Annotated in this window: 27 protein-coding genes; 14 read left to right on the forward strand and 13 right to left on the reverse strand. The window is 72.6% G+C overall.

The genetic code is table 11. The features are described 5' to 3' along the window. Positions 1 to 77 precede the first annotated feature (77 nt). Positions 78 to 2,510, reverse strand: a complete 2,433-nt coding sequence (gene hrpB / locus EV292_RS08310; RefSeq protein WP_243693663.1) for an ATP-dependent helicase HrpB — start codon at positions 2,508 to 2,510, stop codon at positions 78 to 80. Between the two features lie 511 nt (positions 2,511 to 3,021). Beyond that, positions 3,022 to 3,537: a ferritin-like domain-containing protein gene (locus EV292_RS08315; RefSeq protein ID WP_132908718.1), complete on the reverse strand. Its 516-nt coding sequence runs from the start codon at positions 3,535 to 3,537 to the stop codon at positions 3,022 to 3,024. Positions 3,538 to 3,689: 152 nt separating this feature from the next. Here EV292_RS08315 and nusB point away from each other — a divergent pair, with 152 nt between their 5' ends. After that, entirely contained in the window at positions 3,690 to 4,145 is a 456-nt protein-coding gene (gene nusB / locus EV292_RS08320; protein ID WP_132908719.1) for a transcription antitermination factor NusB, read from the forward strand. Position 4,146: 1 nt separating this feature from the next. After that, positions 4,147 to 4,323, forward strand: a complete 177-nt coding sequence (locus EV292_RS08325; RefSeq protein WP_132908720.1) for a DUF4169 family protein — start codon at positions 4,147 to 4,149, stop codon at positions 4,321 to 4,323. 526 nt (positions 4,324 to 4,849) lie between these two features. On the opposite strand, the gene EV292_RS08330 is transcribed toward EV292_RS08325, so the two are convergent. Both EV292_RS08330 and EV292_RS08335 read right to left on the reverse strand, forming a co-directional pair. After that, entirely contained in the window at positions 4,850 to 5,530 is a 681-nt protein-coding gene (locus EV292_RS08330; protein ID WP_132908721.1) for a M24 family metallopeptidase, read from the reverse strand. 170 nt (positions 5,531 to 5,700) lie between these two features. Continuing rightward, positions 5,701 to 6,075, reverse strand: coding sequence for a hypothetical protein (locus EV292_RS08335; protein WP_132908722.1), 375 nt, complete (start codon positions 6,073 to 6,075; stop codon positions 5,701 to 5,703). A 96-nt stretch (positions 6,076 to 6,171) separates the two neighbouring features. Between EV292_RS08335 and thiL the strand changes: the two genes are divergently transcribed. Both thiL and EV292_RS08345 read left to right on the forward strand, forming a co-directional pair. Beyond that, positions 6,172 to 7,050 carry a thiamine-phosphate kinase gene (gene thiL, locus EV292_RS08340; RefSeq protein ID WP_132908723.1) on the forward strand — a complete coding sequence of 293 codons (879 nt, stop codon included), beginning with the start codon at positions 6,172 to 6,174 and terminating at the stop codon, positions 7,048 to 7,050. An 80-nt stretch (positions 7,051 to 7,130) separates the two neighbouring features. After that, the gene (locus EV292_RS08345) at positions 7,131 to 9,311 is read left to right on the forward strand and encodes a sodium-translocating pyrophosphatase (RefSeq protein ID WP_132908724.1); all 2,181 of its coding nucleotides are present in this window, start codon (positions 7,131 to 7,133) and stop codon (positions 9,309 to 9,311) included. A 35-nt stretch (positions 9,312 to 9,346) separates the two neighbouring features. Here EV292_RS08345 and EV292_RS08350 read toward each other — a convergent pair whose 3' ends face one another. Next, the gene (locus tag EV292_RS08350) at positions 9,347 to 9,724 is read right to left on the reverse strand and encodes a hypothetical protein (RefSeq protein WP_132908725.1); all 378 of its coding nucleotides are present in this window, start codon (positions 9,722 to 9,724) and stop codon (positions 9,347 to 9,349) included. Beyond that, positions 9,721 to 10,389, reverse strand: coding sequence for an EI24 domain-containing protein (locus EV292_RS08355; RefSeq protein ID WP_132908726.1), 669 nt, complete (start codon positions 10,387 to 10,389; stop codon positions 9,721 to 9,723). The genes EV292_RS08350 and EV292_RS08355 overlap by 4 nt, the downstream gene beginning before the upstream one ends. Before the next feature lie 90 nt (positions 10,390 to 10,479). On the opposite strand from EV292_RS08355, the gene EV292_RS08360 reads away from it, so the two are divergent. Further along, complete coding sequence (locus EV292_RS08360) at positions 10,480 to 11,472, forward strand: adenosine kinase (RefSeq protein ID WP_132908727.1); 993 nt, start codon at positions 10,480 to 10,482, stop codon at positions 11,470 to 11,472. Positions 11,473 to 11,785: 313 nt separating this feature from the next. On the opposite strand, the gene EV292_RS08365 is transcribed toward EV292_RS08360, so the two are convergent. Further along, positions 11,786 to 11,974 (reverse strand): hypothetical protein, encoded by a 189-nt coding sequence (locus EV292_RS08365; protein WP_132908728.1) that lies wholly within the window; start codon positions 11,972 to 11,974, stop codon positions 11,786 to 11,788. A 125-nt stretch (positions 11,975 to 12,099) separates the two neighbouring features. On the opposite strand from EV292_RS08365, the gene hslV reads away from it, so the two are divergent. Beyond that, positions 12,100 to 12,666 carry an ATP-dependent protease subunit HslV gene (gene hslV, locus EV292_RS08370; RefSeq protein ID WP_132908729.1) on the forward strand — a complete coding sequence of 189 codons (567 nt, stop codon included), beginning with the start codon at positions 12,100 to 12,102 and terminating at the stop codon, positions 12,664 to 12,666. A gap of 66 nt (positions 12,667 to 12,732) precedes the next feature. Next, a complete protein-coding gene (hslU, locus tag EV292_RS08375; RefSeq protein WP_132908730.1) occupies positions 12,733 to 14,034 on the forward strand; it encodes an ATP-dependent protease ATPase subunit HslU in 1,302 nt (433 codons plus the stop codon). A 425-nt stretch (positions 14,035 to 14,459) separates the two neighbouring features. Here the strand turns inward: hslU and pgeF are convergent, their stop codons facing one another. The 4 genes from pgeF to lgt form a co-directional block, all read right to left on the reverse strand. Further along, positions 14,460 to 15,218: a peptidoglycan editing factor PgeF gene (gene pgeF, locus EV292_RS08380; protein ID WP_132908731.1), complete on the reverse strand. Its 759-nt coding sequence runs from the start codon at positions 15,216 to 15,218 to the stop codon at positions 14,460 to 14,462. Next, a complete protein-coding gene (locus tag EV292_RS08385; protein WP_132908732.1) occupies positions 15,215 to 15,727 on the reverse strand; it encodes a GNAT family N-acetyltransferase in 513 nt (170 codons plus the stop codon). Before EV292_RS08385 ends, pgeF begins: the two co-directional genes overlap by 4 nt. Then, entirely contained in the window at positions 15,727 to 16,671 is a 945-nt protein-coding gene (locus EV292_RS08390; protein WP_132908878.1) for an SAM-dependent methyltransferase, read from the reverse strand. The genes EV292_RS08385 and EV292_RS08390 overlap by 1 nt, the downstream gene beginning before the upstream one ends. A gap of 71 nt (positions 16,672 to 16,742) precedes the next feature. Beyond that, positions 16,743 to 17,645 carry a prolipoprotein diacylglyceryl transferase gene (lgt, locus tag EV292_RS08395; protein WP_132908733.1) on the reverse strand — a complete coding sequence of 301 codons (903 nt, stop codon included), beginning with the start codon at positions 17,643 to 17,645 and terminating at the stop codon, positions 16,743 to 16,745. A gap of 65 nt (positions 17,646 to 17,710) precedes the next feature. On the opposite strand from lgt, the gene EV292_RS08400 reads away from it, so the two are divergent. The 4 genes from EV292_RS08400 to phbB all read left to right on the forward strand — a co-directional run bounded on the left by EV292_RS08400 (position 17,711) and on the right by phbB (position 23,511). Then, on the forward strand, positions 17,711 to 19,426 hold the full coding sequence (locus EV292_RS08400) for a class I adenylate-forming enzyme family protein (protein WP_207913370.1): 1,716 nt from the start codon (positions 17,711 to 17,713) through the stop codon (positions 19,424 to 19,426). A gap of 97 nt (positions 19,427 to 19,523) precedes the next feature. Next, entirely contained in the window at positions 19,524 to 21,737 is a 2,214-nt protein-coding gene (locus tag EV292_RS08405; RefSeq protein ID WP_132908734.1) for a molybdopterin cofactor-binding domain-containing protein, read from the forward strand. Positions 21,738 to 21,741: 4 nt separating this feature from the next. After that, a complete protein-coding gene (hemH, locus tag EV292_RS08410) occupies positions 21,742 to 22,761 on the forward strand; it encodes a ferrochelatase (RefSeq protein ID WP_132908735.1) in 1,020 nt (339 codons plus the stop codon). Positions 22,762 to 22,788: 27 nt separating this feature from the next. Then, positions 22,789 to 23,511, forward strand: a complete 723-nt coding sequence (gene phbB, locus EV292_RS08415) for an acetoacetyl-CoA reductase (RefSeq protein WP_132908736.1) — start codon at positions 22,789 to 22,791, stop codon at positions 23,509 to 23,511. Between the two features lie 145 nt (positions 23,512 to 23,656). Here phbB and EV292_RS08420 read toward each other — a convergent pair whose 3' ends face one another. Continuing rightward, positions 23,657 to 24,019: a glycine zipper 2TM domain-containing protein gene (locus EV292_RS08420; RefSeq protein WP_132908737.1), complete on the reverse strand. Its 363-nt coding sequence runs from the start codon at positions 24,017 to 24,019 to the stop codon at positions 23,657 to 23,659. Between the two features lie 150 nt (positions 24,020 to 24,169). Here EV292_RS08420 and EV292_RS08425 point away from each other — a divergent pair, with 150 nt between their 5' ends. Continuing rightward, positions 24,170 to 25,135, forward strand: a complete 966-nt coding sequence (locus EV292_RS08425; protein ID WP_132908738.1) for an esterase-like activity of phytase family protein — start codon at positions 24,170 to 24,172, stop codon at positions 25,133 to 25,135. 95 nt (positions 25,136 to 25,230) lie between these two features. Here the strand turns inward: EV292_RS08425 and rpmB are convergent, their stop codons facing one another. After that, entirely contained in the window at positions 25,231 to 25,527 is a 297-nt protein-coding gene (rpmB, locus tag EV292_RS08430; RefSeq protein ID WP_132908739.1) for a 50S ribosomal protein L28, read from the reverse strand. A 174-nt stretch (positions 25,528 to 25,701) separates the two neighbouring features. Here rpmB and EV292_RS08435 point away from each other — a divergent pair, with 174 nt between their 5' ends. Together EV292_RS08435 and EV292_RS08440 are read left to right on the forward strand one after the other, a co-directional pair. Then, entirely contained in the window at positions 25,702 to 25,929 is a 228-nt protein-coding gene (locus tag EV292_RS08435; RefSeq protein ID WP_132908740.1) for a hypothetical protein, read from the forward strand. A gap of 164 nt (positions 25,930 to 26,093) precedes the next feature. Continuing rightward, positions 26,094 to 26,522 carry a nucleoside deaminase gene (locus EV292_RS08440; protein WP_132908880.1) on the forward strand — a complete coding sequence of 143 codons (429 nt, stop codon included), beginning with the start codon at positions 26,094 to 26,096 and terminating at the stop codon, positions 26,520 to 26,522. The last annotated feature ends 84 nt before the right edge of the window (positions 26,523 to 26,606 follow it).

Below are 26,606 nucleotides of genomic sequence, written 5' to 3' on the forward strand. Positions count from 1 at the left end.
GGGTCGACGACGAGGGAGCGGACCGCGCGCGGCGCGTGCCGTCGCCGTCCCGCCGCACCGGACGCGCCGCCTGCCTGTCAGCCGTGGCGTCGCGCGTCGGCGTTCTTGGTTCGCAGCGTCGCCGCCGCGCTGGCCGGATCGTCGGGCCAGGGGTGGCGCGGGTAGCGGCCGCGCATCTCCTTGGCGACGGCGTGCCAGCTGCCGCGCCAGAAGCCGGGCAGGTCGCGCGTCGTCTGGATCGGGCGGCCCGCCGGCGAGGTCAGCGACAGCACCAGCGGCACGCGCTCGGCCCCCACGACCGGATGCTGGTCGAGCCCGAACAAGGCCTGGACGCGCAGCTCCACCGTCGGCCCCGCCTCCGCGCCATAGTCGATCGCGTGGGTCGAGCCCGCCGGGCTGGTGAAGTCCGCCGGCGCGACGCGGTCGATCGCGCGCAGCGAGTCCCAGCCGAGCAGGCCGCGCAGCGCCTCCACCAGCGCGCCCGGCGCGATCGCGTCGAGCCGGCGCTTGCCCTCGACCAGCGCGGGCAGCCAGTCGTCGAGCCGCTCGATCAGCGTGGCGTCGTCGAGCGGCACGCCGGCATAGGCCGCGCGCGTGCGCAGCGCCTCGGCCGCGCGTGACCAGGGCAGCAGCACCAGGCCGTGCGCACGCACGCCCTCGACCAGCGCCGCCGCGATCACCGCGGGGTCGGCCGTGCCGTCCGGCCCGCTCGACAGCCGGATCGCGCCGAGCCGGCGCTCGCGCAGCGGCTGCACCGCGCCGGTGGCGGGATCGAAGTCGGCGGTGCGGCGCGCCTCGATCCGGTCGGCGAACAGCGCCTCCACCTCCTCCGCCGCGATCGGCGCGGCGGCGAGGATGCGCGCGCCCGCCGCCATGCCCTGCGTCTCCGCCACCGCGAGCCACTCGGCGGAGGCGAGCGGCGAGGTCGGGTCGAGCTTGAAGCCGCGCCCGCCGACCGAGGCCCAGCGCTCGCCGCTCGCGTCGCGCCGCCGCGCCACGCGATCGGGGAAGCCGAGCGCGACACAGGCGCCGATCGAATCGGGCGCGCCCTCGCGCTGCCCGCGCTTCACCAGCCCGGCCCAGCGCCTCGCCAGCCCGCGCGCGCTCTCCGCCTTGGGCGAGCGGTCGCCGCGCCAGCGCCGCCAGCGCAGCTCGAGGTCGGCGTCCGCGCCGCCGAGCCCGCGCTCCTGGAGCAGCACCGCCACCTCGGCGGCGCGGCGCGGGTCGGGCGCGGCGAGCAGCATATGCGCGAGCCGCGGCGGCATCGGCAGCGCCGCCACGGCGCGGCCGTGCGCGGTGGGCCGCGAGTCCGCGTCGAGCGCGCCGAGCGCGGCGAGCCGCGCGCGCGCCTCCGCCACCGCGGCCTCCGGCGGCGCGTCGAGCCAGCGCAGCTCGCGCGGATCGCCCACCCCCCACAGCGCGCAGGCGAGCACCAGCGCCGACAGGTCGGCCTCGAGGATCTCGGGCGGGTCGAAGCGCGGCATGCCCGCGGTCGCCGCCGCCTCCCACAGGCGATAGGCCACCCCCGGTCCCTGCCGCGCGGCGCGGCCGGCGCGCTGCGTCGCCGCGGCCTGGCTGGCGCGCTCGGTGACCAGCCGGGTCATGCCCGCGGCGCGGTCGTAGCGCGGGCGCCGCGCCAGTCCGCTGTCGACCACCACGCGGATGCCGTCGAGCGTCAGGCTGGTCTCGGCGATGCTGGTCGCGAGCACCAGCTTGCGCGCGCCATCGGGCTCGGCGCGGATCGCGGCACGCTGCGCGGCGGGGTCGAGGCTGCCGTGGAGGCGGTGGAGCCGCACCCCGGGCACGTCGCCGACTCGCTCGGCGGTGCGCTCGATCTCGGCGACGCCGGGGAGGAAGGCGAGCACCCCGCCCGCCTCCTCGCGCAACGCCTGGCGGATCGCGGCCACCATCGAGTCCTCGATCCGCGCCTCGGCGGCGCGACCGAGGTGGCGCAGCTCGAGCGGGTAGCTGCGCCCCTCGCTCTCCACCACCGGCGCGCCGTCGAGCAGCGCGGCGAAGCGCGCGCCGTCGAGCGTCGCCGACATCGCGACGACGCGCAGGTCGGGCCGCAGCGCGGCGCGCGCGTCGAGCGCGAGCGCGAGCCCGAAGTCGCCGTCGAGGCTGCGCTCGTGCACCTCGTCGAAGAGGAGCGCGGCGACGCCGGTCAGCTCGGGGTCGCTCTGGAGCCGGGCGGTGAGGATGCCCTCGGTGACGACGGTGACTCGCGTCGCGGCGGAGCGCTGGGTGTCGAGCCGCGTGGCATAGCCGAAGGTGTGGCCGACCGGCTCGCCGGCGAGCTGCGCCATCCGCTCGGCCGCGGCGCGCGCGGCGAGGCGGCGCGGCGAGGTGACGATGATCTCGCCGTCGCACCATGGCTCGGCGAGCAGCGCGGGGGCGACCGCGGTGGTCTTGCCCGCGCCGGGCGGCGCGACCAGCACCGCGGCGCCGGTGTCGCGCAGCGCGGCGAGCAGTTCCGGGAGGACGGCGTGGATCGGCAGCGTGGAGGTCACGCGGCTCGCCCTAGCGGGCGGCGCGGGCGGGATGAAGAGGGGTGGTGGCGAGGCCGCTGGTATCGCGGCGTCCGTCATGTCACTCGACACCCACCGCTTGTGCCCCGGCGGAAGCCGGGGCCCAGTTGGGAAAGCCGTCGTGGTGGAGCGCGACGGTCGTCACATGCCAACGTCGGCTCAAGCGGAGACGTCAGCGTGACCCCCGTCACCTGCCTCAGCAGCGTCCCCCCGACTGGATCTTGGCATCGCAGGATCTTTGCGAAAATTGCGGTAGGTTCCTTATTCTTCGTCATCCCGGACTTGTTCCGGGATCCACTTCACCGCGAAAGCAACGCGCGATGCGTTCGCGGGACGGTGGATCCCGGAACAAGTCCGGGATGACGAGAGCGTTCGCGAAGGTCCCGCTTACGCCGGGGAACAAGAAGGAAGGGCGCCCGGCCGCTCTCCGACCGGACGCCCTGCCACCTCACGTCGAACGAGCCGCCTCATTTCCGGGCGGCCCCCTTCCGCCTCACGCCGTCGCCAGCTCCGCCTTCGCATTGGCCTTGCTCTCGGCCAGCGTGGTCAGCTTGTCGTCGGTCGACTTCTCCTCGTCGAGCGTCGCCTGGAGCAGCGTCACGACCTGGTCGTGGCCCATCTGCTTGGCCCAGGCGATCAGCGTGCCGTAGCGCGTGATCTCATAATGTTCGACCGCCTGCGCCGAGGCGATCAGCGCGGCGTCGAGCACCGATTTGTCGGCGATGTCGCCGGCGACCTCGTTGGCCTCCTTGATGATGCCGTCGATCGCGGGGCAGGTGACCGCCTTGGCCTTCTCGCCCAGCGCGTCGAACGCCTGCTCGAGCCGCGCGATCTGGCCCTCGGTCTCGCGCAGATGGGTCTCGAAGCCCTGTTTGAGCTCGGGCGCGGTCGCCTTCTCGATCATCTTGGGCAGCGCCTTGGTGATCTGGTGCTCGGCATAATAGATGTCCTGCAGCGTGTGCAGGAACAGGTCGTGCAGCGTCGCGATGTCCTTGGTGAACAGGCCCATGGTGATGCTCCTCTGGCAATGTGCGAAGGGATGCAGCACGAACGACGAACGGCCGGGGACGTTGCGCCCGATCGCCGCGCGAACAGGCTGATCGAGATCAACGGCGCGGGAGGGGTGACGCGGCGCGCGCACCGGCGTACAGGGCGCCGCTTATGTCCCGCACCGCTGCCCGCACCAAGGCCCGCGCCGCCGCCCGCCTCGCCGCCGTCCAGGCCTTGTACCAGCATGAGATGGAAGGCACCGCGCTGCCCGCGCTGCTCCACGAGTTCCACCACCACCGACTCGGCGCCGAGATCGAGGAGGCGCAGTACGCCGAGGCCGACGTCGACTTCTTCGACGACCTCGTCACCGGCACGAACGCGCGCCAGGGCGAGATCGACCGGCTGATCGAGGCCAAGCTGAGCACCGGCTGGACGCTGGAACGGCTCGACAAGCCGATGAAGGCGATCCTTCGCGCCGGCTGCTACGAGCTGCTCGCGCGCGAGGACGTGCCGGTGGGCGCGGCGATCAGCTCCTATGTCGATGTCGCGCATGCCTTCTACCAGAAGCGCGAGGCGGGGTTCGTCAACGGCCTGCTCGACAATATCGCCAAGGACGTGCGCGGCTGAGATGGGCGAGCTGGTCTCGCTGAACCGCGCGCGCAAGGCCAAGCGGCGCGCGGAGGAAGCGGCACAGGCCGCGGCCAACCGCGCCGCCTACGGCCGCACCAAGGCGGAGAAGCAGGCCGAGCGACAGGAGCGCGCGCGGCAGGAGGCGGTGCTCGACGGGGCGAAGCACGAGGAATGAGCGGGGCGTAGCGGCGGTCGCGTCGCTACAGATGCCCCGTCATCCCGGCCCCTTCGACGCCGCCTGCGCGGTCGCGCAGCACAAGCCGCGCCAAGATCCATCCTTCCGCGAGCGCAACACCTTCGGCTCTCGCGGCACCATGGATCCGGACCCAAAAGGTTCATCGTCGCGGAAGCGACTCGCCCCCGTCATCCCGGGCTCGACCCGGGATCCATGACGCCGCGAGAGCCAAAGGCGTTGCTTTGGAGGAAAAATGGATCCCGGGTCGAGCCCGGGATGACGGAGCGGGAGAGGCGAGAGGCACCGCCGCCCGTCGGTGCGGTGCTGGAGCGAGGGCCAGGACGGGATGCGGCGAGCGAGGCGTGCGCGCGTCATGCTCTCCCCAAGAACTGCCGTCATCCTGAACTCGTTTCAGGATCCACCGTGCCGCATGCGCCGCAACCGCTGGGTGTGCGGCCCGGTGGATCCCGGACCGAGTCCGGGATGACGGCATAGGGGGTGAGAGGTCTCGCCCCCTTCCAGCCGCTCACCCCAGCGGGATCAGCCGTTCGTAGAAGCCGGCGAATCGCCCCTCGGGCTCGACCAGATGGATCTCGCAGATCCAGTGGCGCTCCTCGCCATGAGCGTCGGGGTCGCGCAGCCGCGTCGGGTTCTCCGCGCTGATCTGGTGGACCTGCTTCGCACCGGGCAGCCGCGCGTGCGGGAATTCCGCGACGATATGCCCCGCGATCCGCCCGCCGAAGCGCCATCCCGCCGCCGCGGCCGACTCGCACGCGAAGGCGTACAGCGCCGCGCCCGTAATGTCGGGCGCGTCGCGGAAGCGCGCGCAGACCGCGGCGAACTGCGCCTCCAGCTCGCGGCACAGAGCGTGCTTCACCGGGTCGTCGCCCAGCGCGTAGCTCGCGCCGACATCGGCCTCCCAGGTGCCGAACACCGGGCCGAGATCGAGGAAGACGATGTCATTGGCGGCGATGTCGCGCACCGGCGGGTTGTCCGCCGCGATCGCCAGCGTGTTGGCGCCGGCGCGCACGATCCGCTTGTGCCAGTGTTTCTCGACGCCGAAGTCGCGCTCGGCCAGCGCGTAGATGTCGCGCTCGACCTCGCGCTCGCTGCGCCCCGGCGCGATCAGCCCGCGCGCCTCGATCGCCGCGAGCAGATCGAGCGCGCGCCGCTCCGCTGCCTCCAGTTCCGCCCGCCGCTCGGTCATCGCGCACCTCCCGCTCCCTCACAGGGATCGTCGCGCACCTCCCGTCATCCCGGCCTCGATCCGGGATCCATCGTGCCGCGAGCGCTCGAGCCGCTGCTCCTGCGGAGCCATGACGATCGGGCGCGCGGTCACGATGACGCAACGCTCTTATTATAGCGGGGCCGCGCCGGTCACAGCAGGTGGCGTTCCTCCCAGGCGAGCAGGTCGTGGAAGCGGCGCTGCAAGGTCACCACCGCGGCGCGATAGCCGGCGGGGTCGGTGCCGATCGCGGCGGGCGGCCAGTGCGCGATATGCGCGCTATAGTCCGCGCGCAGCCGGTCGAGCTGGTCGCGATACGCCGCCGCGGTGGGCGCAAAGCCCGGCTCGGCGGCGGCACGCGCGACGACGGCGCGCTGCTCCTCCTGGCTGTGCGTCTGGAAGAGGCGCGAGAACTCGAGCCGCTCGCGCAGCAGCACGCCGCTGGCGTGGCCGGTGGAGTCCATCAGGGGGAGGAAACGCGCCATCCGCCGGCGCAGGTCATCATGTTCGGCCGGTACGCCCGACATCGTCAGCTCCTGTCAAGCGATCGGCCATAACCAGCGGGCGTTAACGAGCGGTTCGCCACGCACGACAACCCTGCCGGCCGCGGCTATGCCGCGCGCATGACCGAGGCCGATCTCCTCGCGCGCCTGCGCCGCCTGCCGCTCCACCCCGGCGCGCATGGGCTCACCGACGATTCCGCGTCGCTGGGCGGCTATACGCTCACCACCGACACGCTGGTCGAGGGCGTCCACTTCCTCCCCGACGACCCCGCCGGCGACGTGGCGTGGAAGCTGCTCGCGACCAATTACTCCGATCTCGCCGCCAAGGGGGCGCTGGTCGAGGGCGTGCTGCTCAACTACCCGCTGCGCGACGCCGCGTGGGACGCCGCCTTCATGGACGGGCTCGACGCCGCGCTGCGCGCCCTCGGCGGCGCGCTGCTCGGCGGCGACACGGTGACGCTGCCCGCGGGCGCGCCGCGCGTGCTGACGCTCGCCGCGATCGGGCGCGACGCCGCCGCCCCGCCGCGGTCGGGCGCGCGCGCGGGCGACACGCTCTGGGTCACCGGCACGATCGGCGACGCTGGCGCGGGCCTGGCGATCGCGCGCGCGGGTCACGGCGACGCGGCGCTGCTGGCGCGCTACCGCCGCCCGGTGCCGCGACTGGCCGAGGGACGCGCGCTGGCGCCGCTGGTCGCCGCGATGATGGACGTCTCCGACGGGCTGCTGATCGACGCCGCGCGGATGGCGGCGGCGAGCGGCGTCGCGGTGACGGTCGAGCTCGCCGACGTGCCGCTGGCGGCGGGGGGCACCGACGCGCTCGCCGCGGCGACCGCTGGCGACGATTACGAATTGCTGTTCGCCGCCGCGCCCGACGTCGTCCCACCGGTGCCGGCGACCCGCGTCGGGCGGTTCGAGCCCGGCGCCGGGCTGCGGCTGACCCGCGCCGGCGAGCCGCTGCCGACCCCGCGCCGGCTCGGGTATGAGCACGGGTTGCGCTGACGTTCCCGCATGTTAGCCTCCGCCTCCCGCGCGACACCTCCCGGCGACAGACCGGGCGCGCAACAGGAGGGATGTGAGGCATGACGATCGTCTACCTTGCCATCGTCTGCGGCGTCATCGCCGTACTCTATGGCTTCGTCACCAGCCGCCAGGTGCTCGCCGCGTCGCCGGGCAATGAGCGGATGCAGGATATCGCCAGCGCGATCCAGGAGGGCGCCAAGGCCTATCTCGGGCGCCAATACACCACCATCGCCGTGGTCGGCGCGATCGTCGCGATTGTGCTCGCGGTCACGCTCGGGCTGCTCTCCACGGTCGGCTTCGTCATCGGCGCTGTGCTCTCGGGCGTCGCGGGTTTCGTCGGCATGACGATCTCGGTGCGCGCCAACGTCCGCACCGCCGAGGCGGCGCGCTCGACGCTCCAGCGCGGGTTGACGATGGCGTTCCGCTCGGGCGCGGTGACGGGGATGCTCGTCGCCGGGCTGGGCCTGCTCTCCATCGCCCTGTTCTTCTGGTATCTCACCGGGCCGGCGGGGCTGTTGCCCAACGACCGCGCGATCGTCGAGGCGCTCACCGCGCTGGCGTTCGGCGCCTCGCTGATCTCGATCTTCGCGCGGCTGGGCGGCGGCATCTTCACCAAGGCGGCCGACGTCGGCGCCGACCTGGTCGGCAAGGTCGAGGCCGGCATCCCCGAGGACGATCCGCGCAACCCCGCGGTGATCGCGGACAATGTCGGCGACAACGTCGGCGACTGCGCCGGCATGGCGGCCGACCTGTTCGAGACCTATGTCGTCACGCTCGGCGTCACCATGGTGTCGATCGCGCTGCTGATCCAGGCCGACGCGGGCGAGCTGATGCGGCTGATGAGCCTGCCGCTCGCGGTCGGCGGCGTGTGCATCGTCACCTCGATCATCGGCACCTATATGGTGCGGCTCGGCGGTGGCTCGATCATGGGCGCCTTGTACAAGGGCTTCTGGACCTCGGCGCTGCTGTCGATCCCGGCGATCTGGGCGGTGACGCAGTGGACGCTCGGCGACCTGCACCGCGTGATCGGCGGGGCGGGCTTCCTCGACGCCGGCAGCGGCGCGGTGCCCGACGCGGGCGCCGCCTCGCCGGCGGCGAGCGGCGTCGCGGGTGTGCCCGCGGCGAGCGCCTTCACCGGCTACGACCTGTTCTTCTCGATGCTGATCGGGCTGGCGGTGACCGGGCTGATCGTGTGGATCACCGAATATTATACCGGCACCAACTACCGTCCGGTCAAGTCGATCGCCAAGGCGAGCGAGACCGGCCACGGCACCAACGTGATCCAGGGCCTCGCGATCAGCCTCGAGGCGACCGCGCTGCCGACCCTGGTGATCGTGGTCGCGGTGGTCGCGGCGTACAAGCTCGCCGGGATCATCGGCATCGCCTTCGCCGCGACCGCGATGCTGGCGCAGGCGGGGATGGTGGTGGCGCTCGACGCCTACGGCCCGGTGACCGACAATGCCGGCGGCATCGCCGAGATGGCGGGGCTGGAGGACGAGGTGCGCGAGCGCACCGACGCGCTCGACGCGGTCGGCAACACCACCAAGGCGGTGACCAAGGGCTATGCGATCGGCTCGGCCGGGCTCGCCGCGCTCGTGCTGTTCGGCGCGTACACCACCGACCTGCAGACCTATTTCCCCGATTTGTCGGTCAACTTCTCGCTCAGCAACCCGTACGTGATCGTCGGGCTGCTGCTCGGCGCGCTGCTGCCGTATCTGTTCGGCGCCTTCGGGATGACCGCGGTGGGGCGCGCGGCGGGCGCGGTGGTCGAGGAGGTGCGCCAGCAGTTCCGCGACAATCCCGGCATCATGCAGGGGACCAGCCGGCCCAATTACGGCCGTACCGTCGATCTCGTCACCCGCGCCGCGATCCGCGAGATGATCGTGCCCTCGCTGCTGCCGGTGCTGTCACCGATCGCGCTCTACTTCATCGTCACCGCGGTGGACGGGCAGGCGAGCGGATTTGCCGCGCTGGGCGCGATGCTGCTCGGCGTGATCGTCTCGGGGCTGTTCGTGGCGCTGTCGATGACCTCGGGCGGCGGCGCCTGGGACAATGCCAAGAAGTTCATCGAGGACGGCAACCATGGCGGCAAGGGCTCGGAGGCGCACAAGGCCGCGGTGACCGGCGACACCGTCGGCGACCCCTACAAGGACACCGCCGGCCCGGCGGTGAACCCGATGATCAAGATCACCAATATCGTCGCTTTGCTGCTGCTCGCCGCGCTGGCGGGGGGCGGCTGAGCGCGATGCCGGGCGGGGGAAAGGCTCCCGCCCGGCTATTTGCCGCCGTCGCGCCGCGCCAGCGCCGCGACGCAGCTCGCCCGATCGATCGCGCGCCCGTCGCGCTGGCGCGAATCGACCCAGGTCACCACCGCCTCGCCGCCGCCCTCGGGCGGGTAGAGATAGGCGTCGAGGATGCAGATCGCGCTCGAGAATTGCAGCTTGCGCGCCTGGCCCTCGCGGATGTCCGCGTCGGGCTGGCCGAAGCCGCGCACCAGCGCCGCCTCGTTCTTCCCCATCACGCTCTCCAGCCCCATGCTCGGCATCGCCACCGCGACCGGGCGCGGGCGCGGCGCGCTGGTCGGCGCGGTGGCGGTGCAGCCGGCGATCGCGAGCGCGGGGAGCAGCGCGGCGACACGGCGGGGCGGGATCATCGACGGGCTCCGTGATAGAGATGGGTCGCCATCGCCGCGCCGAGCACGGGGGCGAGGATGTTGAGCAGCGGAACCACGAACAGCGCAGTGCCGGCAAGCCCCAGCACGAACCGGCGCCCGGCGGTCGCCGCGTGCCAGTCTCGCATCGCCGCGCGCGGCAGGTGGCGCGCCGCCACCATGTCGCCGAGGTCGCGCCCGAGCAGCCAGGCGTTGACCAGGAAGAACAGCGCCGCGGTGCCCACCCCCGTGACGAGCAGCGCGAGGTAGAGCGGCAGCAGCAGCAGGTTCACCGCGACGAAGCGCGCCGCCGATCCCAGCCCCATCGCCAGCCCGCGCGCCAGCGGCACCGCGCGCGCGGCGGCCGCGGCGGCGGGATAATGGCGGCGCTCCACCGCGGCGACGACCTGGTCGGCGAACAGGCCCACCACCAGGATCGCGATCGCGCGGAACAGCAGCCAGAAGGCCAGCGCGGTGACCACCACCGCCGCCGCCCCCGCCAGCGTGCCGTGCCACGCCCAGCCCGCCAGCGCGGCGTCGACCAGCCACCACAGGCCGAGCGCCAGCGCGGCGAACAGCGCCAGCGTCACCGCCAGCGACTGCAGCAGCACGCGCAGCACCGGCGGATCACCGAGCTGACCGATCGAGAGCAGCAGCGCACGCACCATGATCGCGCCAGCGTTGCGCCCTGCGCCGCGGTTGCGCAAGCCGCGGGCGGCGGATAGGCGGGCGCTTTCCCGGACAGCAGGACCATCCCCTTGACCGAACCCCGTTACGACGTCGTCGCGATCGGCAACGCCATCGTCGACATCCTCTCGCCCGCGAGCGACGCCTTCGTCGCCGAGAACGGCATGACCAAGGGAGCGATGGCCTTGGTCTTCTCGCCCGAGGAGGCGGACACGCTCTACGCCAAGATGGGGCCGGGGCAGGAAGTGTCGGGCGGTTCGGCGGCGAACACGATCGCGGGCATGGCGGCGCTGGGCGCGTCCTGCGCCTTCATCGGCCAGGTCGCCGACGACCAGCTCGGCGACGTCTTCGCGCACGACATCCGCGCCGCGGGCATCCGCTTCGACACGCCCGCGCGCGCCGGCGCGCCGACCACCGGCCGCTGCCTGATCTTCGTCACGCCCGACGGGCAGCGCACGATGAACACCTTCCTCGGCGCCTCGCACTATCTGCCCGAGGCGGCGCTGGACCGCGCGCTGATCGCGGACGCGCGCTACCTCTATCTCGAGGGCTATCTGTGGGATCCGGAGGAGCCGCGCGCGGCGATGCGCGCCGCGATCGACGTCGCGCGCGCGGCCGGGCGCAAGGTGGCCTTCACGCTCTCCGCCGAGTTCGTGATCGACCGCCACCGCGCCGCCTTCCACGAGCTGATCGACGCCGGGCTGATCGACCTGCTGTTCGCCAACGAGGCGGAAATCATGTCGCTGACCGAGACGGGCGACGTCGAGGCGGCGATCGCGGCGGTGAAGGCCAAGGTGCCGCTGGTGGTGGTCACGCTGAGCGAGCGCGGCGCCACCGCGATCGCGGGCGACGCGCGCGTCACCATGCCGGCGCAGCCGATCGACCAGGTGGTCGACACCACCGGCGCGGGCGACCTGTTCGCGGCGGGCTTCCTGTTCGGCCAGGCGCGCGGCAAGTCGCTGGAAGCGTCGCTGACGCTCGGCGCGATCTGCGCCGCCGAGGTGATCCAGCATTTCGGCGCGCGCCCGATCGTCGACCTCAAGGCGATCACCGCCGCGGTCTAGGCGCCGACGGGGTCGGATCGGGAAGGGGGCTGCCCCTTCCGCGGTCCGATCTGCCGCTAATCCCTCACGCGCGTGACAGGCTGCGACGAGAAGGGCCGTTTGTTCGTCCCTCCGGGGCCAGCGCCGTCATCCCGGCCCGTCCGTCATCCCGGGCTCGACCCGGGATCCATCCTTCCGCGAGAGCGACGCCGGTGCGCTCGCGGCGCCATGGATCCCGGGTCGAGCCCGGGATGACGGAACGGCCGCGCCACGTCCTCAACCATGGATCTTCCGGGTCCGCCCGCAGGGAGCCGGGGAGGGGATGTGCCCCACCTCAGCCGTGGCGCGCCATCCGCTGCGGGTCGGGCGGCAGGCGCATGTGCGCGCCGTGCGCCGCCTCGAGATACTGTGTCGCCATCTCGTAATGCGCCTGGCAGACCGCGTGATCCTTCGCTTCGGCGGCCAGCTTGAGTTCGGCTTCGGCGCGGCTCTGGAAATACAGCCGGTCCCTGTCGGTAATCATCGCTACTCACTCTCCACCCGCCGCTATGCCGCGGGCGGCGCCGCAGTGCCACAGCCTGGGTTACCGAATTCGTCCTTTCCGGGCACACTTGCCGACCCCCCGCTATGGTCCCCATATCGCGCGGCATGAGCGGGAACGATCCACACGCCGCGCCGGTCTGGCACGGCACCACCATCCTATCGGTTCGACGCGGCGGCAAGGTCGTCGTGGTCGGCGACGGTCAGGTCTCGATGGGCCAGACCGTGATGAAGCCCAACGCGCGCAAGGTGCGCACCTTAGGCGACGGCAAGGTGATCGGCGGCTTCGCCGGCGCCACCGCCGACGCCTTCACCTTGTTCGAGCGGCTCGAGGCCAAATTGGAGCGCCACGGCGGCCATCTGATGCGCGCCGCGGTCGAGCTGGCCAAGGACTGGCGCACCGACAAATATCTCCGCAACCTGGAGGCGATGATGATCGTCGCCGACAGGGACGTGACGCTGATCCTCACGGGCAACGGCGACGTGCTCGAGCCCGAGGCCGGGATCGCCGCGATCGGCTCGGGCGGCAATTACGCGCTCGCCGCGGCACGCGCGCTGGTCGATTACGAGCAGGACGCCGAGACGATCTGCCGCCGCGCGATGGCGATCGCCGCGGAGGTGTGCGTCTACACCAACGACCGGCTGACGATCGAGACGCTCGACAGCGCGAACTGAACCGCGCGCGATCCCGCGCAGCGGCTCAACTTACTCAACATTCGCCGACGAAGGCTCTGATTCCGCATGAACGATAATCTCACCCCCAAGGCGATCGTCGCCGCGCTCGACGCGCACATCATCGGCCAGAAGGAGGCCAAGCGCGCGGTCGCGGTGGCGCTGCGCAACCGCTGGCGGCGGCAGAAACTGTCGCCCGACCTGCGCGACGAGGTAACGCCCAAGAACATCCTGATGATCGGGCCGACCGGCTGCGGCAAGACCGAGATCAGCCGCCGCCTCGCCAAGCTGGCCGACGCGCCCTTCGTCAAGGTGGAGGCGACCAAGTTCACCGAGGTCGGCTATGTCGGCCGCGACGTCGAGCAGATCGCGCGCGACCTGGTCGAGGAGGCGGTGCGGCTCGAGAAGGAGCGCCGCCGGCTCGCGGTGAAGGACAAGGCCGAGGCCGCGGCGATGGACCGGCTGCTCGACGCTTTGGTGGGCAAGGACTCGAGCCAGGCGACGCGCGAGAGCTTCAAGCAGCGCTTCCGCGACGGGCATCTCGCCGAGACCGAGATCGAGCTGGAGCTCCAGCAGGCGCCGCAGATGCCGTTCGAGCTGCCCGGCGGGCAGGGCTCGGTCGGCATGATCAACCTGTCCGAGATGATGGGCAAGGCGTTCGGCGGCGGGCCGAAGCAGCGGCGCAAGCTGCTGGTGCCCGCGGCATGGGAGAAGCTCGTCGAGGAGGAGGCGGACAAGCGCCTCGACCAGGACGAGGTCAGCCGCGTCGCGCTGGCCGACGCCGAAGCCAATGGCATCGTCTTCCTCGACGAGATCGACAAGATCGCGGTGAGCGACGTGCGCGGCGGCTCGGTCAGCCGCGAGGGCGTGCAGCGCGACCTGCTGCCGCTGATCGAGGGCACGACGGTGTCGACGAAGTACGGCCCGATGAAGACCGATCATATTCTCTTCATCGCCTCGGGCGCGTTCCACGTCGCCAAGCCGAGCGACCTGCTGCCCGAGCTGCAGGGCCGCCTGCCGATCCGCGTCGAGCTCAAGGGGCTGACGGAGGACGATTTCGTCGCGATCCTGTCCGACACCAAGGCGTCGCTGCCGGCGCAATATCGCGCGCTGATCGCGACCGAGGGGGTGGACGTGAGCTTCACCGAGGACGGCATCCGCGCGGTGGCGCGGATCGCGGCCGAGGTGAACGGCGAGATCGAGAATATCGGTGCGCGCCGGCTCCAGACCGTGATGGAGAAACTGCTCGAGGAGGTGAGCTTCGACGCCGAGGACCGCGCGGGCGAGGCGCTGGTGGTCGACGCGGCCTATGTCGACAGGCAGCTGGCGAGCGTGGCGCGCAACTCGGACCTCAGCCGCTTCGTGCTGTGAGCGGCGGTGGGGGGGAGCTCCTCCCCCACTCCGGCAAACGCGGGACCTTTGTCACCACCGATCCCGTCATCCCGGACTTGTTCCGGGATCCACGGGTCCGGACCCAAAAGGCGGATTGCTCTTCATCACCGTCATCCCGGCCTCGCGCCGGGATCCATGGTGCCGCGAGAGCAACGCGAGCCGTTCTCGCGGCGCGATGGATCCCGGGTCAAGCCCGGGATGACGGGGGCAAGCAGCTTCCGCGACAATGAGCCTTTTTGGGTCCAGATCCACCGTCCCGCGAACTCGGTGCGCGTTGCTCTCGCGGTGGGGTGGATCCCGGAACAAGTCCGGGATGACGGAAAGAAGAGGGTCCCGTGCCTCTCGCGACGGTCTCGCGTCCACCGGGGTAGCGCTTGAGACTGGGTCCCGACGCCGCCGGCGCCTCAGCCCACCGCGATGATCGCGATCTGGCGGCCGTAGCCCGGCTCGCCGCGATGCGTCGAGCGGCGGTAGCTGAAGAAGCGCCGCGCGTCGGCATAGGTGTCGAGCCCCAGCATCTCGACCCGCACCACCCCCGCCGCGGCGAGCCGGTGCGCGACATACCCCTCCAGATCGAAGCGCGCGTGCCCCGCGCGGCCGTCGGCGAAGAAGCGCTCGTTGGCGGAATCATCGTCGAGGAAGCGCGCGCGGAAGCCCGCGTCCACCTCGTAGCTGGCGCGCGCGATGCACGGCCCGACCGCGGCGACGATCCGCTCGCGCGCCGCGCCCAGCGCCTCCATCGCCGCGACGGTGGCGTCGGTCACCCCCGCCAGCGCGCCCTTCCATCCCGCGTGCGCCGCGCCGACCACGCCCGCGACCGGGTCGGCGAGCAGCACCGGCGCGCAGTCGGCGGTGACCACCCCCAGCGCCAGCCCCGGCGTCGCGGTGGCGAGCGCGTCGGCGCGCGGCCGCTTGGCGAAGGGGGCGTCGACCGTGACGCAGTCGGCGGAGTGGACCTGATAGGGTGTCAGCAGGCACGCCCCCGGCGCCACCGCCGCCAGCGCGGCGTCGCGATTGGCGGCGACCGCGGCGGCATCGTCGTCCGAGCCGATCCCGCAGTTGAGCCCGGCGTAGAGCCCCTCCGACACGCCCCCCGCGCGCCCGAGAAAGCCGTGCGGCACCGCGCCGAGCAGCCGCGCGCGAAAGGGCTCGGGCGCCGTCACAGCGCGCGACGCATCACGATGTCCTCGTCGGCATGGTCGCCGACCATGAACTGATACGGGCCGACGTCCTCGAAGCCATATTTGGCGTAGAACCGCCGCGCGCGCAGATTGTCGGTGAACACCGAGAGATAGATCGCCTGGTGCCCGCGCCGCCGCGCCTCGGCCAGCGCCCATTCCATCATCTCCGGCCCGAGCCCCGAGCCCTGCCACGGCTTGAGCAGGTAGAATTGCCGCAGCTCGATCGCGCCCTCGGGCGGGGTGAAGGGCAATTTGGGCGGCCCCAGCTTGATATAGCCGACCGCGACATGCCCCATCTCGACGATCTGCACCGCATAGCCCGGGTCGGCGACCTCGCGCGCCCAGTCCTCGGGCGTATGCTGCTCGAGGAAGGTGGCGAGGTCGGCGGCGGAGTAGAGCGTGCCGAACGTCTCGGTGAAGGTCGCGCGCGCCACGCCCGCGAGGCTGGCGGCATCGTCCACCGTCGCGCGCCGCAGCCTGGGACGCGGCATCATGCGAGGCCCGCCGGGCGCGGCCATGTTTCGTGAGTCACGGCGATCACCTTGAACAACTCCCCCATCTGCTCGACCAGCCGGTCGCGATCCTGTGTCACCCGTTCGCCGAGCGCCGCGGCGCGCTGGTCGATCCCGAGCGCGCGCAGGAAGGCGCCCTGGCCGACCGGCCCGTCGCAGCGCGCGCCCGAGGCGGTGGCGACCAGCCCCAAGGTCGCCAGGTCGACGTGCGCGGTGAGGTCCTGCTCGCCCGGCGCCTCGAACGGGTTGGCGAAGGCGTGCGCGCGTACCGCCTGGAGCGTGTCGCCGATCGCCGGCCCCTCATAGCCATAGTCGATCACCAGCGCGGCGCCGCCCTGCGCGACGATCCGCGCGGCGAGGTCGGCCATCACCGCGACGCTGGCGGGCGAGGTCTCGATCACCGCGCCCGGCGCGGCGTCGCGCAACGCCGGCGGCACGATCGTGTCGGGCACCGCGGCGCCCGCGATCGGCACGAACAGCGTGTCCTGGCACGCCACCAGCCGCTCGTGCCACGCGTCGGCGCGGCGGACGAGCTGGCGGATCGGCAGCGCGTCGAAGAACTCGTTGGCCACGGCGAGCAGCGGCACGTCCTCGGGCAGCGTGTTGAGCGAATCGTGCCAGGTCGCGCCGGGCAGCCGCTCGGCCTGCGCCGCGCGCAGCGTCGCGCTGGTCTCGACCAGGTGGACCGGCGGCGTCAGCCCGGCGCGCGCCATCACGCGCAGCGCGTCGGCGCTGAGCGTGCCGCGACCTGGGCCGAGCTCGACCCAGACCACCGCGGGGCGACCGGCGCGGTCCCACAGGTCGGCGGCCCAGGCGCCGATCAGCTCGCCGAACATCTGGCTGATCTCGGGCGCGGTGGTGAAGTCGCCCGCGGCGCCGAGCGGGTCGCGCGTCGCGTAATAATGCGCGTTGGCGGCGGCCATGAACTGGCTGACCGGGATCGGCCCGCCCAGCGTGATCGCGCGTGCCAGCCGCTCGGCGAGCAGCGCGTCGCTCACGCCACGCTGTCCAGCCCGACCGTGGCCTCGACGCGCTGGCGCCGGCGCGGCGCGGTGACGATCAGCACCGCACCCGCCAGGATCATCGGCACGCACAGCCACTGGCCCATGTGCAGGCCGGTATATTCGGCGAAGGCGCGCAGCTGCGCGTCGGGCTCGCGGAAGAACTCGACGGTGAAGCGCGCCACGCCATAGCCGGCGAGGAACAGCCCGACCAACTTGCCCGGCTGGTAGCGCGCGTCGGTGCGCCAGAAGAAGAACCACAGCAGCACGAACAAGGCGATGCCCTCCAGCCCCGCCTCGTAGAGCTGGCTCGGGTGGCGCGCCGGCTCGGGCACGCCGTAAGGCACGGTGCGCTCGAACACGATCGCCCAGGGCACGCTGGCGGGCTTGCCCCACAACTCGCCGTTGACGAAATTGGCGAGCCGCCCGAAGAACAGGCCGAAGGGCACCGCGCAGGCGACGTAATCGTGGACGCGCAGCCAGTTGAGCTTGTTCTTCCGCGCGAACCAGATGATCCCCAGCGAGGTGCCGATCACCCCGCCGTGGAACGACATGCCGCCGTCCCACAGCCGCAGGATCGACAGCGGCTTGGCGAACATCTCGGGGCCGTAGAACAGGACATAGCCGACCCGCCCGCCCAGGATGATCCCCAGCGTGGCGTAGAACACCAGGTCATCGGCGTGGCGCCGCGCCATCGGTGCGCCGGGCTGGGCCAGCAGTTTGAGCAGATACCACCAGCCGACGACGATGCCCGCGATATAAGCCAGGCTGTACCAGCGCAGCGTGAACACGCCGATCGAGAAGACGTCGGGATGCAGCCCGAGGTCGGCGAAACGGACGTGGCCGGTGGCGGCGCCGGCAGCCGGGACGGCGGCGGCGAGGGCGGACAGGATCAAGGCTTTCCCCTTCTCAATGGCGCCTGCATAAGGGGAGGAAAGCATAGAACCAAGCGGAGAGAGTGATGGCTTCCGAGCTCGACCGGCGGATGGACGCGGTGATGGCGGCGCTGACCGGCGACGGTGGCCAGCTACCCCTCGGACAGGTCGAGCGTTTCGGCCGGACGCTGCCGATGATCGCCGCCGCGCCGCCGACGCTGCCCGCCTATTTCGCGCATTTCTGCCACCAGCATGGCGCCGCCGAATTGCTGGTCGCTGGCGACGAGCGGCTGAGCTTCGCCACGGTCCACGCGCTGGCGAGTCGCGCCGCGCGCGCGCTGGTCGCGGGCTATGGCGTGCGCCGCGGCGACCGGGTGGCGATCGCGGCGCGCAACTCGCCGTCGTGGATCGTGCTCTACATGGCGATCATCATGGCCGGCGGCGTGGCGACGCTGCTCAACGGCTGGTGGCAGGCCGAGGAGATGGCCGCCGCGCTCGACGAGGTCGACGTCGTGCTGGTGTTCGCCGACGCGCCGCGCGCGCGCCGGCTCGCCGCCATCCCTGGCGGGGCGGCGGTGCGGGTCGAGATCTTCGACGATCTCCAGCCGGTCGAGGTCGCGCTGGCCGAGGTGCTGGCCTTCGCCGACGATGACGCCGCGGCGACCCTCCCCGCGCTCGGTGGCGACGATCACGCGACGATCCTGTTCACCTCGGGCTCGACCGGCCAGTCCAAGGGCGCCTTGTCGACGCATTTCCAGGTGCTGCAGGGCACGTTCAACTTCCTCGCCTCGGCGCTGATGATGATGGGGATCGCGGCGCAGGACGGCGCGCTCACCGGCCTGCAGCCCGCGACCCTGCTCAACCTGCCGCTGTTCCACGTCACCGCGATGGTGCCCACCTTGCTCCAGAGCTTCGCGATGGGGCGCAAGCTGGTGCTGATGCCCAAATGGGACGCCGAACAGGCGATGCAGCTGATCGAGCGCGAGAAGGTGACCTATTTCGTCGGCGTGCCGCTGATGAGCTACGAGATGGTCAACCACCCGGAGCGCGCGCGCTACGACCTGTCCACCGTCACCGATTTCGCCGCGGGCGGCGCGCCGCGCCCGGTGGACCACGTCCGTCGGCTCGACGCCGAGCTGACCGGCGCGCCGCTGATCGGCTACGGGCTGACCGAGACCAACGCGATCGGCACCGGCAACTGGCGCAGCAACTATACCGCCAAGCCCGCCTCGGCGGGGCGCGCCTCGCCGCCGCTGGTCGAGCTGGCGATCCTCGACGACGCCGGCAGCGCGCTGGCGCAGGGCGAGACCGGCGAGATCGGCATCCGCTCCGCCGCCAATTTCCAGGAATATTGGGGCCGCCCGGCGGACACCGAAGCGGCCTTCACCGCGGACGGTTTCTTCCGCACCGGCGACCTCGGCTATCTCGACGCGGACGGCTATCTCTTCATCGTCGACCGCAAGAAGGACATCATCATCCGCGGCGGCGAGAATATCAGCTGCCAGGAGGTGGAGGCCGCGCTCTACGCGCACCCGCTGGTGGCGGAGGCGGCGGTGTTCGGTCTGGCCGACGCGCGCTACGGCGAGGTGCCGGGCGCGGTGGTCCATCTCGGCGAGCCCGGCGGGGTGGCGGCCGAGGACCTGCTGCTGTTCCTCGCGCAGCATGTCGCCGCCTTCAAGGTGCCCGTGCGGCTGTGGATCGAGGAGGCGCCGCTGCCGCGGCTCGGCACCGAGAAGATCGACAAGATCGCGCTGCGCCGCCGCTATCGCGCGCTGGTGGCGGATGAGGTGGCGGCGGCCTGAGCGGCCGCGCCGCGCCGCGCCGCGCGATCGCGCGCTCGATCAGCCTGACCGAGCTTTCGCGCTTCCTTGACGCGGCGCACCCCGCTACCGCCGGGTGATGGCCGCGCTGACCCGACGCAAGCTGCTGATCTCCGGGGGCGCCGGCGTCGGGCTGGTGGTCGCCTGGGCGGCCTGGCCGCGCCAGTATCGCGCCGGCCTGCCGGTCGCGCCGGGCGAGGCCGCGTTCGGCGCCTTCCTCAAGATCGCGCGCGACGGGCAGGTGATCGTCGCGGTGCCGCAATGCGAGCACGGCCAGGGCAGCTACACCGTGCTGGCGCAGATCGTCGCGGACGAGCTCGGCGCCGACTGGCGCACCGTCGGGGTGGAGAGCGCCCCGCTCGCCCCGCCCTACGCCAATCCGCTCGGCGCCGAGCTGCTGTTCGGCGACGCGCTGGCGCGCGTCCCGGCGGCGGTGCGCGACGAACATTGGACGCGCGACGCCCTGCTCGTCACCGCCGGGTCGAGCTCGGTGCGCCAGTTCGAGGCGCCGCTGCGCGCGGCAGGCGCGGCGGCGCGCGCGCTGCTGTGCCAGGCCGCCGCGGCGCGCTGGGACGCCGACTGGCGCGCGTGCGAGACGCGCGGCGGCTTCGTGCTGCTCGGCGAGCGGCGGCTGCGCTTCGCCGAGCTGGCCGAGGCGGCGGCGCGCGGGCGCGTGCCCGACGAGCTGACGCTGCGCGTCGGCGACGAGGCACGGCTGAGCGGCGAGCCGCTGCCCCGGCTCGACTCGCCCGCCAAGGTCGACGGCTCGGCCAATTTCGTCGCCGACGTGCGCCTCCCCGACATGGTGTTCGCCAGCGTGCGCCAGGGGCCGCAGCCCGGCGCGCGGCTGGTCGGCTGCGACCGCGCCGCGGCGGAGCGGGTGCGTGGCGTGCTGTCGGTGGTGACCACGGACCATTGGGTCGCGGCGGTGGCGAGCGACTGGTGGTCGGCCAATCGCGGCGTCGCCGCGCTCGCGCCGCGGTTCGCGCGCCACGGCACGCGCGTCGACGACGCCGCGATCGCGCGCGCGCTCGACGCGGCGCTGGCGCGGCCCGGCGCGCGCGTGGCGGGGCTGGGCGACGTCGCCGCGGTGCCGCGCGGCGCGCGGCTGGTCGAGGCGGTCTACGATGTCGCGCCCGCGCTCCACGCCGCGCTGGAGACCCCCGCCGCGACCGCGCAGTGGCGCGACGGGCGGCTCGAGCTGTGGCTCGCCACCCAGGCGCCGACGCTGGCGCGCGCCGCCGCGGCCCGCGCGATCGACGTCGCCGAGCATGACGTGATCGTCCATCCGATGCAGGTCGGCGGCGCGTTCGGCGCCGCGCTCGAACATGACGTCGCGGCGCAGGCGGCGGTGCTGGCGCGCGGGTTGCGCCGCCCGGTGCAGCTCTGCTGGTCGCGCGGCGAGGCGCTGCTGCACGATCGCGTGCGCGCGCCCGCCAAGGCGCGGATGCGCGCGTGGCTCGGCGCCAATGGCGCGATCCTGGCGTGGCATGCCGCGATCGCGGCGCCCGCTACCGGCCGCGAGCTGGCGCGGCGGCTGCTCGCGGACGATCCGCTGCGCCGCCTCGCCGCCGCGCTGCCCGCGACGGCGGACCGCTACGCCACCGCGGGCGCGATCCCGCCCTATCGGCTGCCCGCGTGGGCGGTGGACCATCATCCCGTCGCGCTCGACCTGCCGACCGGGCATCTGCGCGGCGGCGCCGATGGTTACACCGCCTTCTTCACCGAGAGCTTCATCGACGAGCTCGCGCGCGCCGCGGGGAGCGAGCCGATGTCCTATCGCGTCGCGCTGCTCGGCGGCGACGCGCGGCTGGCGCGCTGTCTCACCACCGCGGCCGAGCTGGGCGGGTGGAGCGGCGGGGTACCGGGCAGCGGCCAGGGGATCGCCTGCCACCGCCTCGCCGGCAGCGCGATCGCGGTGCTGGCCGAGGCCGAGCGCGGCGCGGCCGGGGCGGCGCGCGTCACCCGGCTGGTCGCCGCGGTGGATTGCGGGCGCGCGATCAACCCCGATATCGTCCGCCAGCAGATCGAGGGCGGCCTGATCTTCGGGGTCGCCGCCGCGACCGGCGCGGCGGCGCAGTACCGCGACGATCTCGCCACGGTGCGCCAGCTCGGCGCGGTCGGCCTGCCGACGCTGGCGACCGCGCCCGAGCTGAGCGTCGAACTGATCCCGAGCAGCGCCGACAGCGGCGGCGTCAGCGACCTGGGCGTGCCCGCGGTCGCGCCCGCCGTCGCCAACGCGCTGTTCGCCGCCACGGGCGCGCGATCGCGCGCGCTGCCGCTGAGGAATTGAGCCCATGCTGCCCGCCGACCATCCCACCGTCCCGCCGCCGCGCGTCGGCGTCCTGCTCGTCAACCTCGGCACGCCCGATTCGGCGGACGTGCGCGCGGTGCGGCGCTATCTCGCCGAATTCCTGTCCGACCCGCGCGTGGTGGAGCTGCCCAGGATCGCGTGGCAGCCGATCCTGCGCGGCATCGTGCTGACGACGCGGCCGAAGAAGTCGGCGCACGCCTATCGCCAGGTGTGGAGCGCGGCGGGATCGCCGCTCGCCGCGGTGACGCGCGCGCAGGCCGAGGCGCTCAAGGACGCGTTCGGCGACGGCGTGCTGGTCGACTGGGCGATGCGCTACGGTAACCCCGCGATCGCGGACCGGCTGGCGGCGATGAAGGCGGCGGGGTGCGAGCGCATCCTGCTCGCGCCGCTCTACCCGCAATATTGCGCCGCGACGACCGCCACCGCCAACGACAAGGCCTTCGCCGCGCTGGCGCAATGGCGCTGGCAGCCCGCGGTGCGGACGCTGCCGCCCTATCACGACGATCCCGCTTATATCGCGGCGCTGGCGGCGCGGGTCGGCGAGGCGCTCGACGCGCTCGACTTCGCGCCCGACGCGCTGATCGCCAGCTTCCACGGTATGCCGCAGCGCACGCTGGAGCGCGGCGATCCCTATCATTGCCACTGCCAGAAGACCGCGCGGCTGCTCGGCGAGGCGCTGGCGGAGCGGCTGGCGGGGCGGCCGCTGACGATCGCCTTCCAGTCGCGCTTCGGCAGCGCCAAATGGCTCGGCCCCGCCACCGACGCGACGCTGGAGGCGATGCCCGCGCGCGGCGTGCGCAAGGTCGCGGTGGTGGCGCCGGGCTTCTCGGCCGACTGCCTCGAGACGCTGGAAGAGCTGGCGATCCGCGGGCGCGAGAGCTTCATCGCCGCGGGCGGCACGCATTTCGCTTATCTGCCGTGTCTCAACGACTCGCCGCAGGGCGTTGACATGCTGCGCACGATCCTGTCCCGCGAGCTTGAAGGCTGGGTGCCCCGCGGCTAGCCTGCGCGAGATCAAGGGAGAGCAGCTATGGCAAGGGTCGCGATCGTCACCGGCGGTACACGGGGCATCGGCGAGGCGATCAGCGTCGCGCTGCGCGACGGCGGCATGACCGTCGCCGCCAATTACGCGGGCAATGACGAGCGCGCGCGCGACTTCACCGCGCGCACCGGCATCGCCGCGTTCAAATGGGACGTCGCCGACTACGACGCCTGCCAGGACGGCTGCGCGCGCGTCGCCGCCGAGCTCGGCGCGGTGGATGTGCTGGTGAACAACGCAGGGATCACGCGCGACGGCACGATCCTGAAGATGACCTACCAGATGTGGAAGGAGGTCATGGACACCAACCTCGGCGGTTGCTTCAACATGGCCAAGGCGGTGTTCCCCGGGATGCGCGAGCGCAAATGGGGGCGGATCGTCAACATCGGCTCGATCAACGGCCAGGCCGGCCAGTACGGCCAGGTCAATTACGCCGCGGCGAAGAGCGGCATCCACGGCTTCACCAAGGCGCTGTCGCAGGAGGGCGCGCGCGCCGGGGTGACGGTGAACGCGATCGCGCCGGGCTATATCGATACCGACATGGTCGCCGCGGTGCCCGCCGACGTGCTGGAGAAGATCGTCGCCAAGATCCCGGTCGGGCGGCTCGGCCAGGCGCAGGAGATCGCGCGCGGCGTCGCCTTCCTGTGCTCGGAGGAGGCCGGGTTCGTCACCGGCTCGACGCTGAGCATCAACGGCGGCCAGCATATGTATTGATCGTGCGCGGGCGACCGCCACGACTACGGGTCCGGCACCCCGAGGAGGTACCGGACCCGCGCCCTCTCACACTACGCGAGGGAACTCGTGGCGGCCGGGGCGGCGCAGGCCGCTCGCCCGCGCTGACCCCTGTACCCGCAAGAAGTTAACGGCAGTACCGCGGGTTGTTCGACTTCTCGATCGCGTTGCCCGCGACCGCGCCGCCGACGCCGCCGAGCACCGTGCCGAGCGTGCGGTCACCGCGCGAGTCGATCGTCCGGCCGAGCAGGCCACCCGCGATCGCGCCGACCACCGTGCCGGTGGTGCCGTTCGAGCAGCGACGGTTGTAATTGTAGCGACGATAGTCGCCGCGGCGGTCATAGTCGCGATACCCACGGTCGTAGCGGCCGTCGCGATAGTCGCGGTCATAGCGGCTGCCGTAATAACGCTGCGCGTCGGCGGTGGCAGGGACGATCGCGGCGGTACCCATCGCGAGCGCGGCGCCAGCCAGAGCGAGATTCTTGAACATCTGTCATCTCCCGTTTGCTTGTTCCGGTCGGCGGGTCATCCCGTCGATGATGCGGTTATGCTCGAGTCGCGTTGAGCCGACCCTGAATGCGCCCGTTATCGAAGGTTCATCCTGCTTTCCCCCGCGGCACGGCTCCCGTAGAGGCCGGTGATGCGCTGGTTCTGGTCCCTGCTCGCGGTGCTGTTGCTGGTGCCGGGCTGGTCGGGCGAGGCGCGGCTGCCGCTGATCGCGGCGGACGCCACCGTCACCGCGCGCGCGATCGCGCCCCCCGGGGGCTGGCCCGCGCGGATCGGCCCGCTCGCACCCGTCGGGGCGCTGTCGCTCGAGTCGCGCGACCCGGCGTTCGGCGGCTTCTCCGCGCTGGCGCTGCGCGGCGGCGAGGCGGTGCTGCTCACCGATGGCGGCCAGTTCCTGCGGCTCGGCATCGCGGGGCGGCGGCTGACGCGGCACGCGATCGTCACGATCGTCGACGGGCCGGGGACCGGCTGGATGAAGCAGGACCGCGACTCGGAGTCGCTCGCGCTCGATCGCGCCAGCGGCGCGGCCTGGATCGGCTATGAGCGGGTCAATGCGATCTGGCGCTACGATCCCGACCTGCGCCACGCGCGCGCGCGGGTGCGCCCCGCCGCGATGCGGCGCTGGGGCGACAATACCGGCCCCGAATCGCTGGTGCGCTTCCCCGACGGGCGCTTCCTCACGATCCAGGAGGGCTGGCGCAACATGCGCGAGCCGCGCGCGGCGCTGCTGTACGATCGCGACCCGACCGCGCCCGGCGCGGTGGGGGTGGCGTTGCGCTATCGCCCGCCCGCGGGGTTCGCGCCGAGCGACGCGGCGCTGCTGCCCGACGGCGATCTGCTGGTGCTCAACCGGCGCTGGCATTTCCCGCCGCTGCGCTTCGATTCGGTGCTGGTGCGGATCGCGCGCGACTCGATTCGCGCGGGGGCGACACTGTCCGGCCCGATCGTCGCCGATCTCAGCGCGGCGATGGCGCAGGAGAATGCGGAGGGGCTGGCGGTGACGGTGGAGCGCGGCGCGACGATGCTGTGGGTCGTCACCGACAATGACACGTCGCGCCGTCGCCCGACCGTGCTCGCCAAGTTCCGCTGGCTCGGCTGAGCGTCGATGCGATCGGCCGGCGGCCAGGCGCGGACGCGAAGCGGCCCGCCGTCACCGGGACGGCGGGCCGCGATCGACCGATCGGTGGGCGCGAATCAGGCCGCGATGGCGGCGGCGCGCTTCTTCACGATGTCGCGCTTGAGGCGGCGCGCCTTGAGCGACAGCTTCTCGTCCGAGGTCTTGACCAGCCAATTGTCGAGACCGCCGTTATGCTCGACCGAGCGCAGCCCGTGGGTCGAGACGCGCAGCGTCACCGAACGCTCCAGCGCGTCCGACAGCAGCGTCACGTTCTGCAGGTTGGGCAGGAAGGTGCGCTTGGTCTTGTTGTTCGCGTGGGAGACGTTGTTCCCCACCTGCCGGCCCTTGCCGGTCAGCTCGCAGATGCGCGACATGTGATCGATCCTGAATATCGGTTGCCCGGAAAGTGGGGCGCGATAGCCCGTGCGGCGCGATCGGTCAAGCACCGCGGAGTCGGCCACATCGGGCCAGCAGCAACCTCGCCCCGCGCGGCGCGTTGTAGCGACCATGGCGTTGTTGCGCTAACGTACCGATCGGGAGGAACCAAGATGCGCATGTTGCTGGCCCTGGTGGGGATCGCCGCTCTGGTGCTGCTCGCCGCGATGATGCTGGGCTTCGTCAAGTTCGACCAGACGCAGACCGCGCAGCTGCCGCGGCTGGAAGGCGGACAGGCGCCCAAGTTCGAGGCGGACGTCGCCAAGGTGCGCCTCGGCACCGAGAACAAGACGGTGGAGGTGCCCAAGGTCGAGGTGGAGAAGCCCGGCGAGGGTCGCTGAGGCCGGGCTGAGCTGAGGCTCGGGCTGGGGTTCGAGCTGAGGCTGGGGCTGGGGTTGGCCGAGGCTGGGGCTGGCTGAGGCTGGGGCTGGCCGAGGCCGGGCCGGGGCTGGCCGGCCGCGCCGCCTTTGGCTAGGCGGCGGGCATGTTCCCGCTGCCTTCCGCGATGCGCCAGGCGCTCGACGCCGCGCGCGACGCCGCGGCGGCGGGCGAGGTGCCGGTCGGTGCGGCGCTGGTGCATCGCGGCGCGGTGCTGGCCGTCGCCGCCAATGCGCCGCGTGCGCTCTGTGACCCCACCGCGCATGCCGAGATGCTGGTGATTCGCGCCGCCGCGCGCGCGCTCGGGCGCGACCGGCTGGAGGAATGCGACCTGTATGTGACGCTGGAGCCCTGCGCGATGTGCGCGGGGGCGATCGCGCACGCGCGGGTGGCGCGGCTCTATTATGGCGCGGACGATCCCAAGGGCGGCGCGGTGGAGCATGGCGCGCGCTTCTTCGCGCAGCCGACCTGCCACCACCGGCCCGAGGTGTTCGCCGGACTGGGCGCGCGCGAATCGGCCGAGCTGTTGCGCGGCTTCTTCGCGGCGCGGCGCTAGATCCCGCGGCGGCGCGCGCCGCCGATACCGTCCTGGTGCTCGCCGCAGGGTGGGGGGAGGGGCACTCCGCGATTCAGCCCGGTC

The organism is Sphingomonas sp. BK235, from assembly GCF_004345855.1.
Classification (GTDB): domain Bacteria; phylum Pseudomonadota; class Alphaproteobacteria; order Sphingomonadales; family Sphingomonadaceae; genus Sphingomonas.

Coding starts and splice junctions, on each gene's coding strand:
- EV292_RS08315 (WP_132908718.1), bottom strand. CDS start 3,537: ATGGGCCTGTTCACCAAGGACATCGCGACGCTGCACGACCTGTTCCTG.
- nusB (WP_132908719.1), top strand. CDS start 3,690: ATGTCCCGCACCGCTGCCCGCACCAAGGCCCGCGCCGCCGCCCGCCTC.
- EV292_RS08325 (WP_132908720.1), top strand. CDS start 4,147: ATGGGCGAGCTGGTCTCGCTGAACCGCGCGCGCAAGGCCAAGCGGCGC.
- EV292_RS08330 (WP_132908721.1), bottom strand. CDS start 5,530: ATGACCGAGCGGCGGGCGGAACTGGAGGCAGCGGAGCGGCGCGCGCTC.
- EV292_RS08335 (WP_132908722.1), bottom strand. CDS start 6,075: ATGTCGGGCGTACCGGCCGAACATGATGACCTGCGCCGGCGGATGGCG.
- thiL (WP_132908723.1), top strand. CDS start 6,172: ATGACCGAGGCCGATCTCCTCGCGCGCCTGCGCCGCCTGCCGCTCCAC.
- EV292_RS08345 (WP_132908724.1), top strand. CDS start 7,131: ATGACGATCGTCTACCTTGCCATCGTCTGCGGCGTCATCGCCGTACTC.
- EV292_RS08350 (WP_132908725.1), bottom strand. CDS start 9,724: ATGATCCCGCCCCGCCGTGTCGCCGCGCTGCTCCCCGCGCTCGCGATC.
- EV292_RS08355 (WP_132908726.1), bottom strand. CDS start 10,389: ATGGTGCGTGCGCTGCTGCTCTCGATCGGTCAGCTCGGTGATCCGCCG.
- EV292_RS08365 (WP_132908728.1), bottom strand. CDS start 11,974: ATGATTACCGACAGGGACCGGCTGTATTTCCAGAGCCGCGCCGAAGCC.
- hslV (WP_132908729.1), top strand. CDS start 12,100: ATGAGCGGGAACGATCCACACGCCGCGCCGGTCTGGCACGGCACCACC.
- hslU (WP_132908730.1), top strand. CDS start 12,733: ATGAACGATAATCTCACCCCCAAGGCGATCGTCGCCGCGCTCGACGCG.
- EV292_RS08385 (WP_132908732.1), bottom strand. CDS start 15,727: ATGCCGCGTCCCAGGCTGCGGCGCGCGACGGTGGACGATGCCGCCAGC.
- EV292_RS08390 (WP_132908878.1), bottom strand. CDS start 16,671: ATGGCCGCCGCCAACGCGCATTATTACGCGACGCGCGACCCGCTCGGC.
- EV292_RS08400 (WP_207913370.1), top strand. CDS start 17,711: ATGGCTTCCGAGCTCGACCGGCGGATGGACGCGGTGATGGCGGCGCTG.
- EV292_RS08405 (WP_132908734.1), top strand. CDS start 19,524: ATGGCCGCGCTGACCCGACGCAAGCTGCTGATCTCCGGGGGCGCCGGC.
- hemH (WP_132908735.1), top strand. CDS start 21,742: ATGCTGCCCGCCGACCATCCCACCGTCCCGCCGCCGCGCGTCGGCGTC.
- phbB (WP_132908736.1), top strand. CDS start 22,789: ATGGCAAGGGTCGCGATCGTCACCGGCGGTACACGGGGCATCGGCGAG.
- EV292_RS08420 (WP_132908737.1), bottom strand. CDS start 24,019: ATGTTCAAGAATCTCGCTCTGGCTGGCGCCGCGCTCGCGATGGGTACC.
- EV292_RS08425 (WP_132908738.1), top strand. CDS start 24,170: ATGCGCTGGTTCTGGTCCCTGCTCGCGGTGCTGTTGCTGGTGCCGGGC.
- rpmB (WP_132908739.1), bottom strand. CDS start 25,527: ATGTCGCGCATCTGCGAGCTGACCGGCAAGGGCCGGCAGGTGGGGAAC.
- EV292_RS08435 (WP_132908740.1), top strand. CDS start 25,702: ATGCGCATGTTGCTGGCCCTGGTGGGGATCGCCGCTCTGGTGCTGCTC.
- EV292_RS08440 (WP_132908880.1), top strand. CDS start 26,094: ATGCGCCAGGCGCTCGACGCCGCGCGCGACGCCGCGGCGGCGGGCGAG.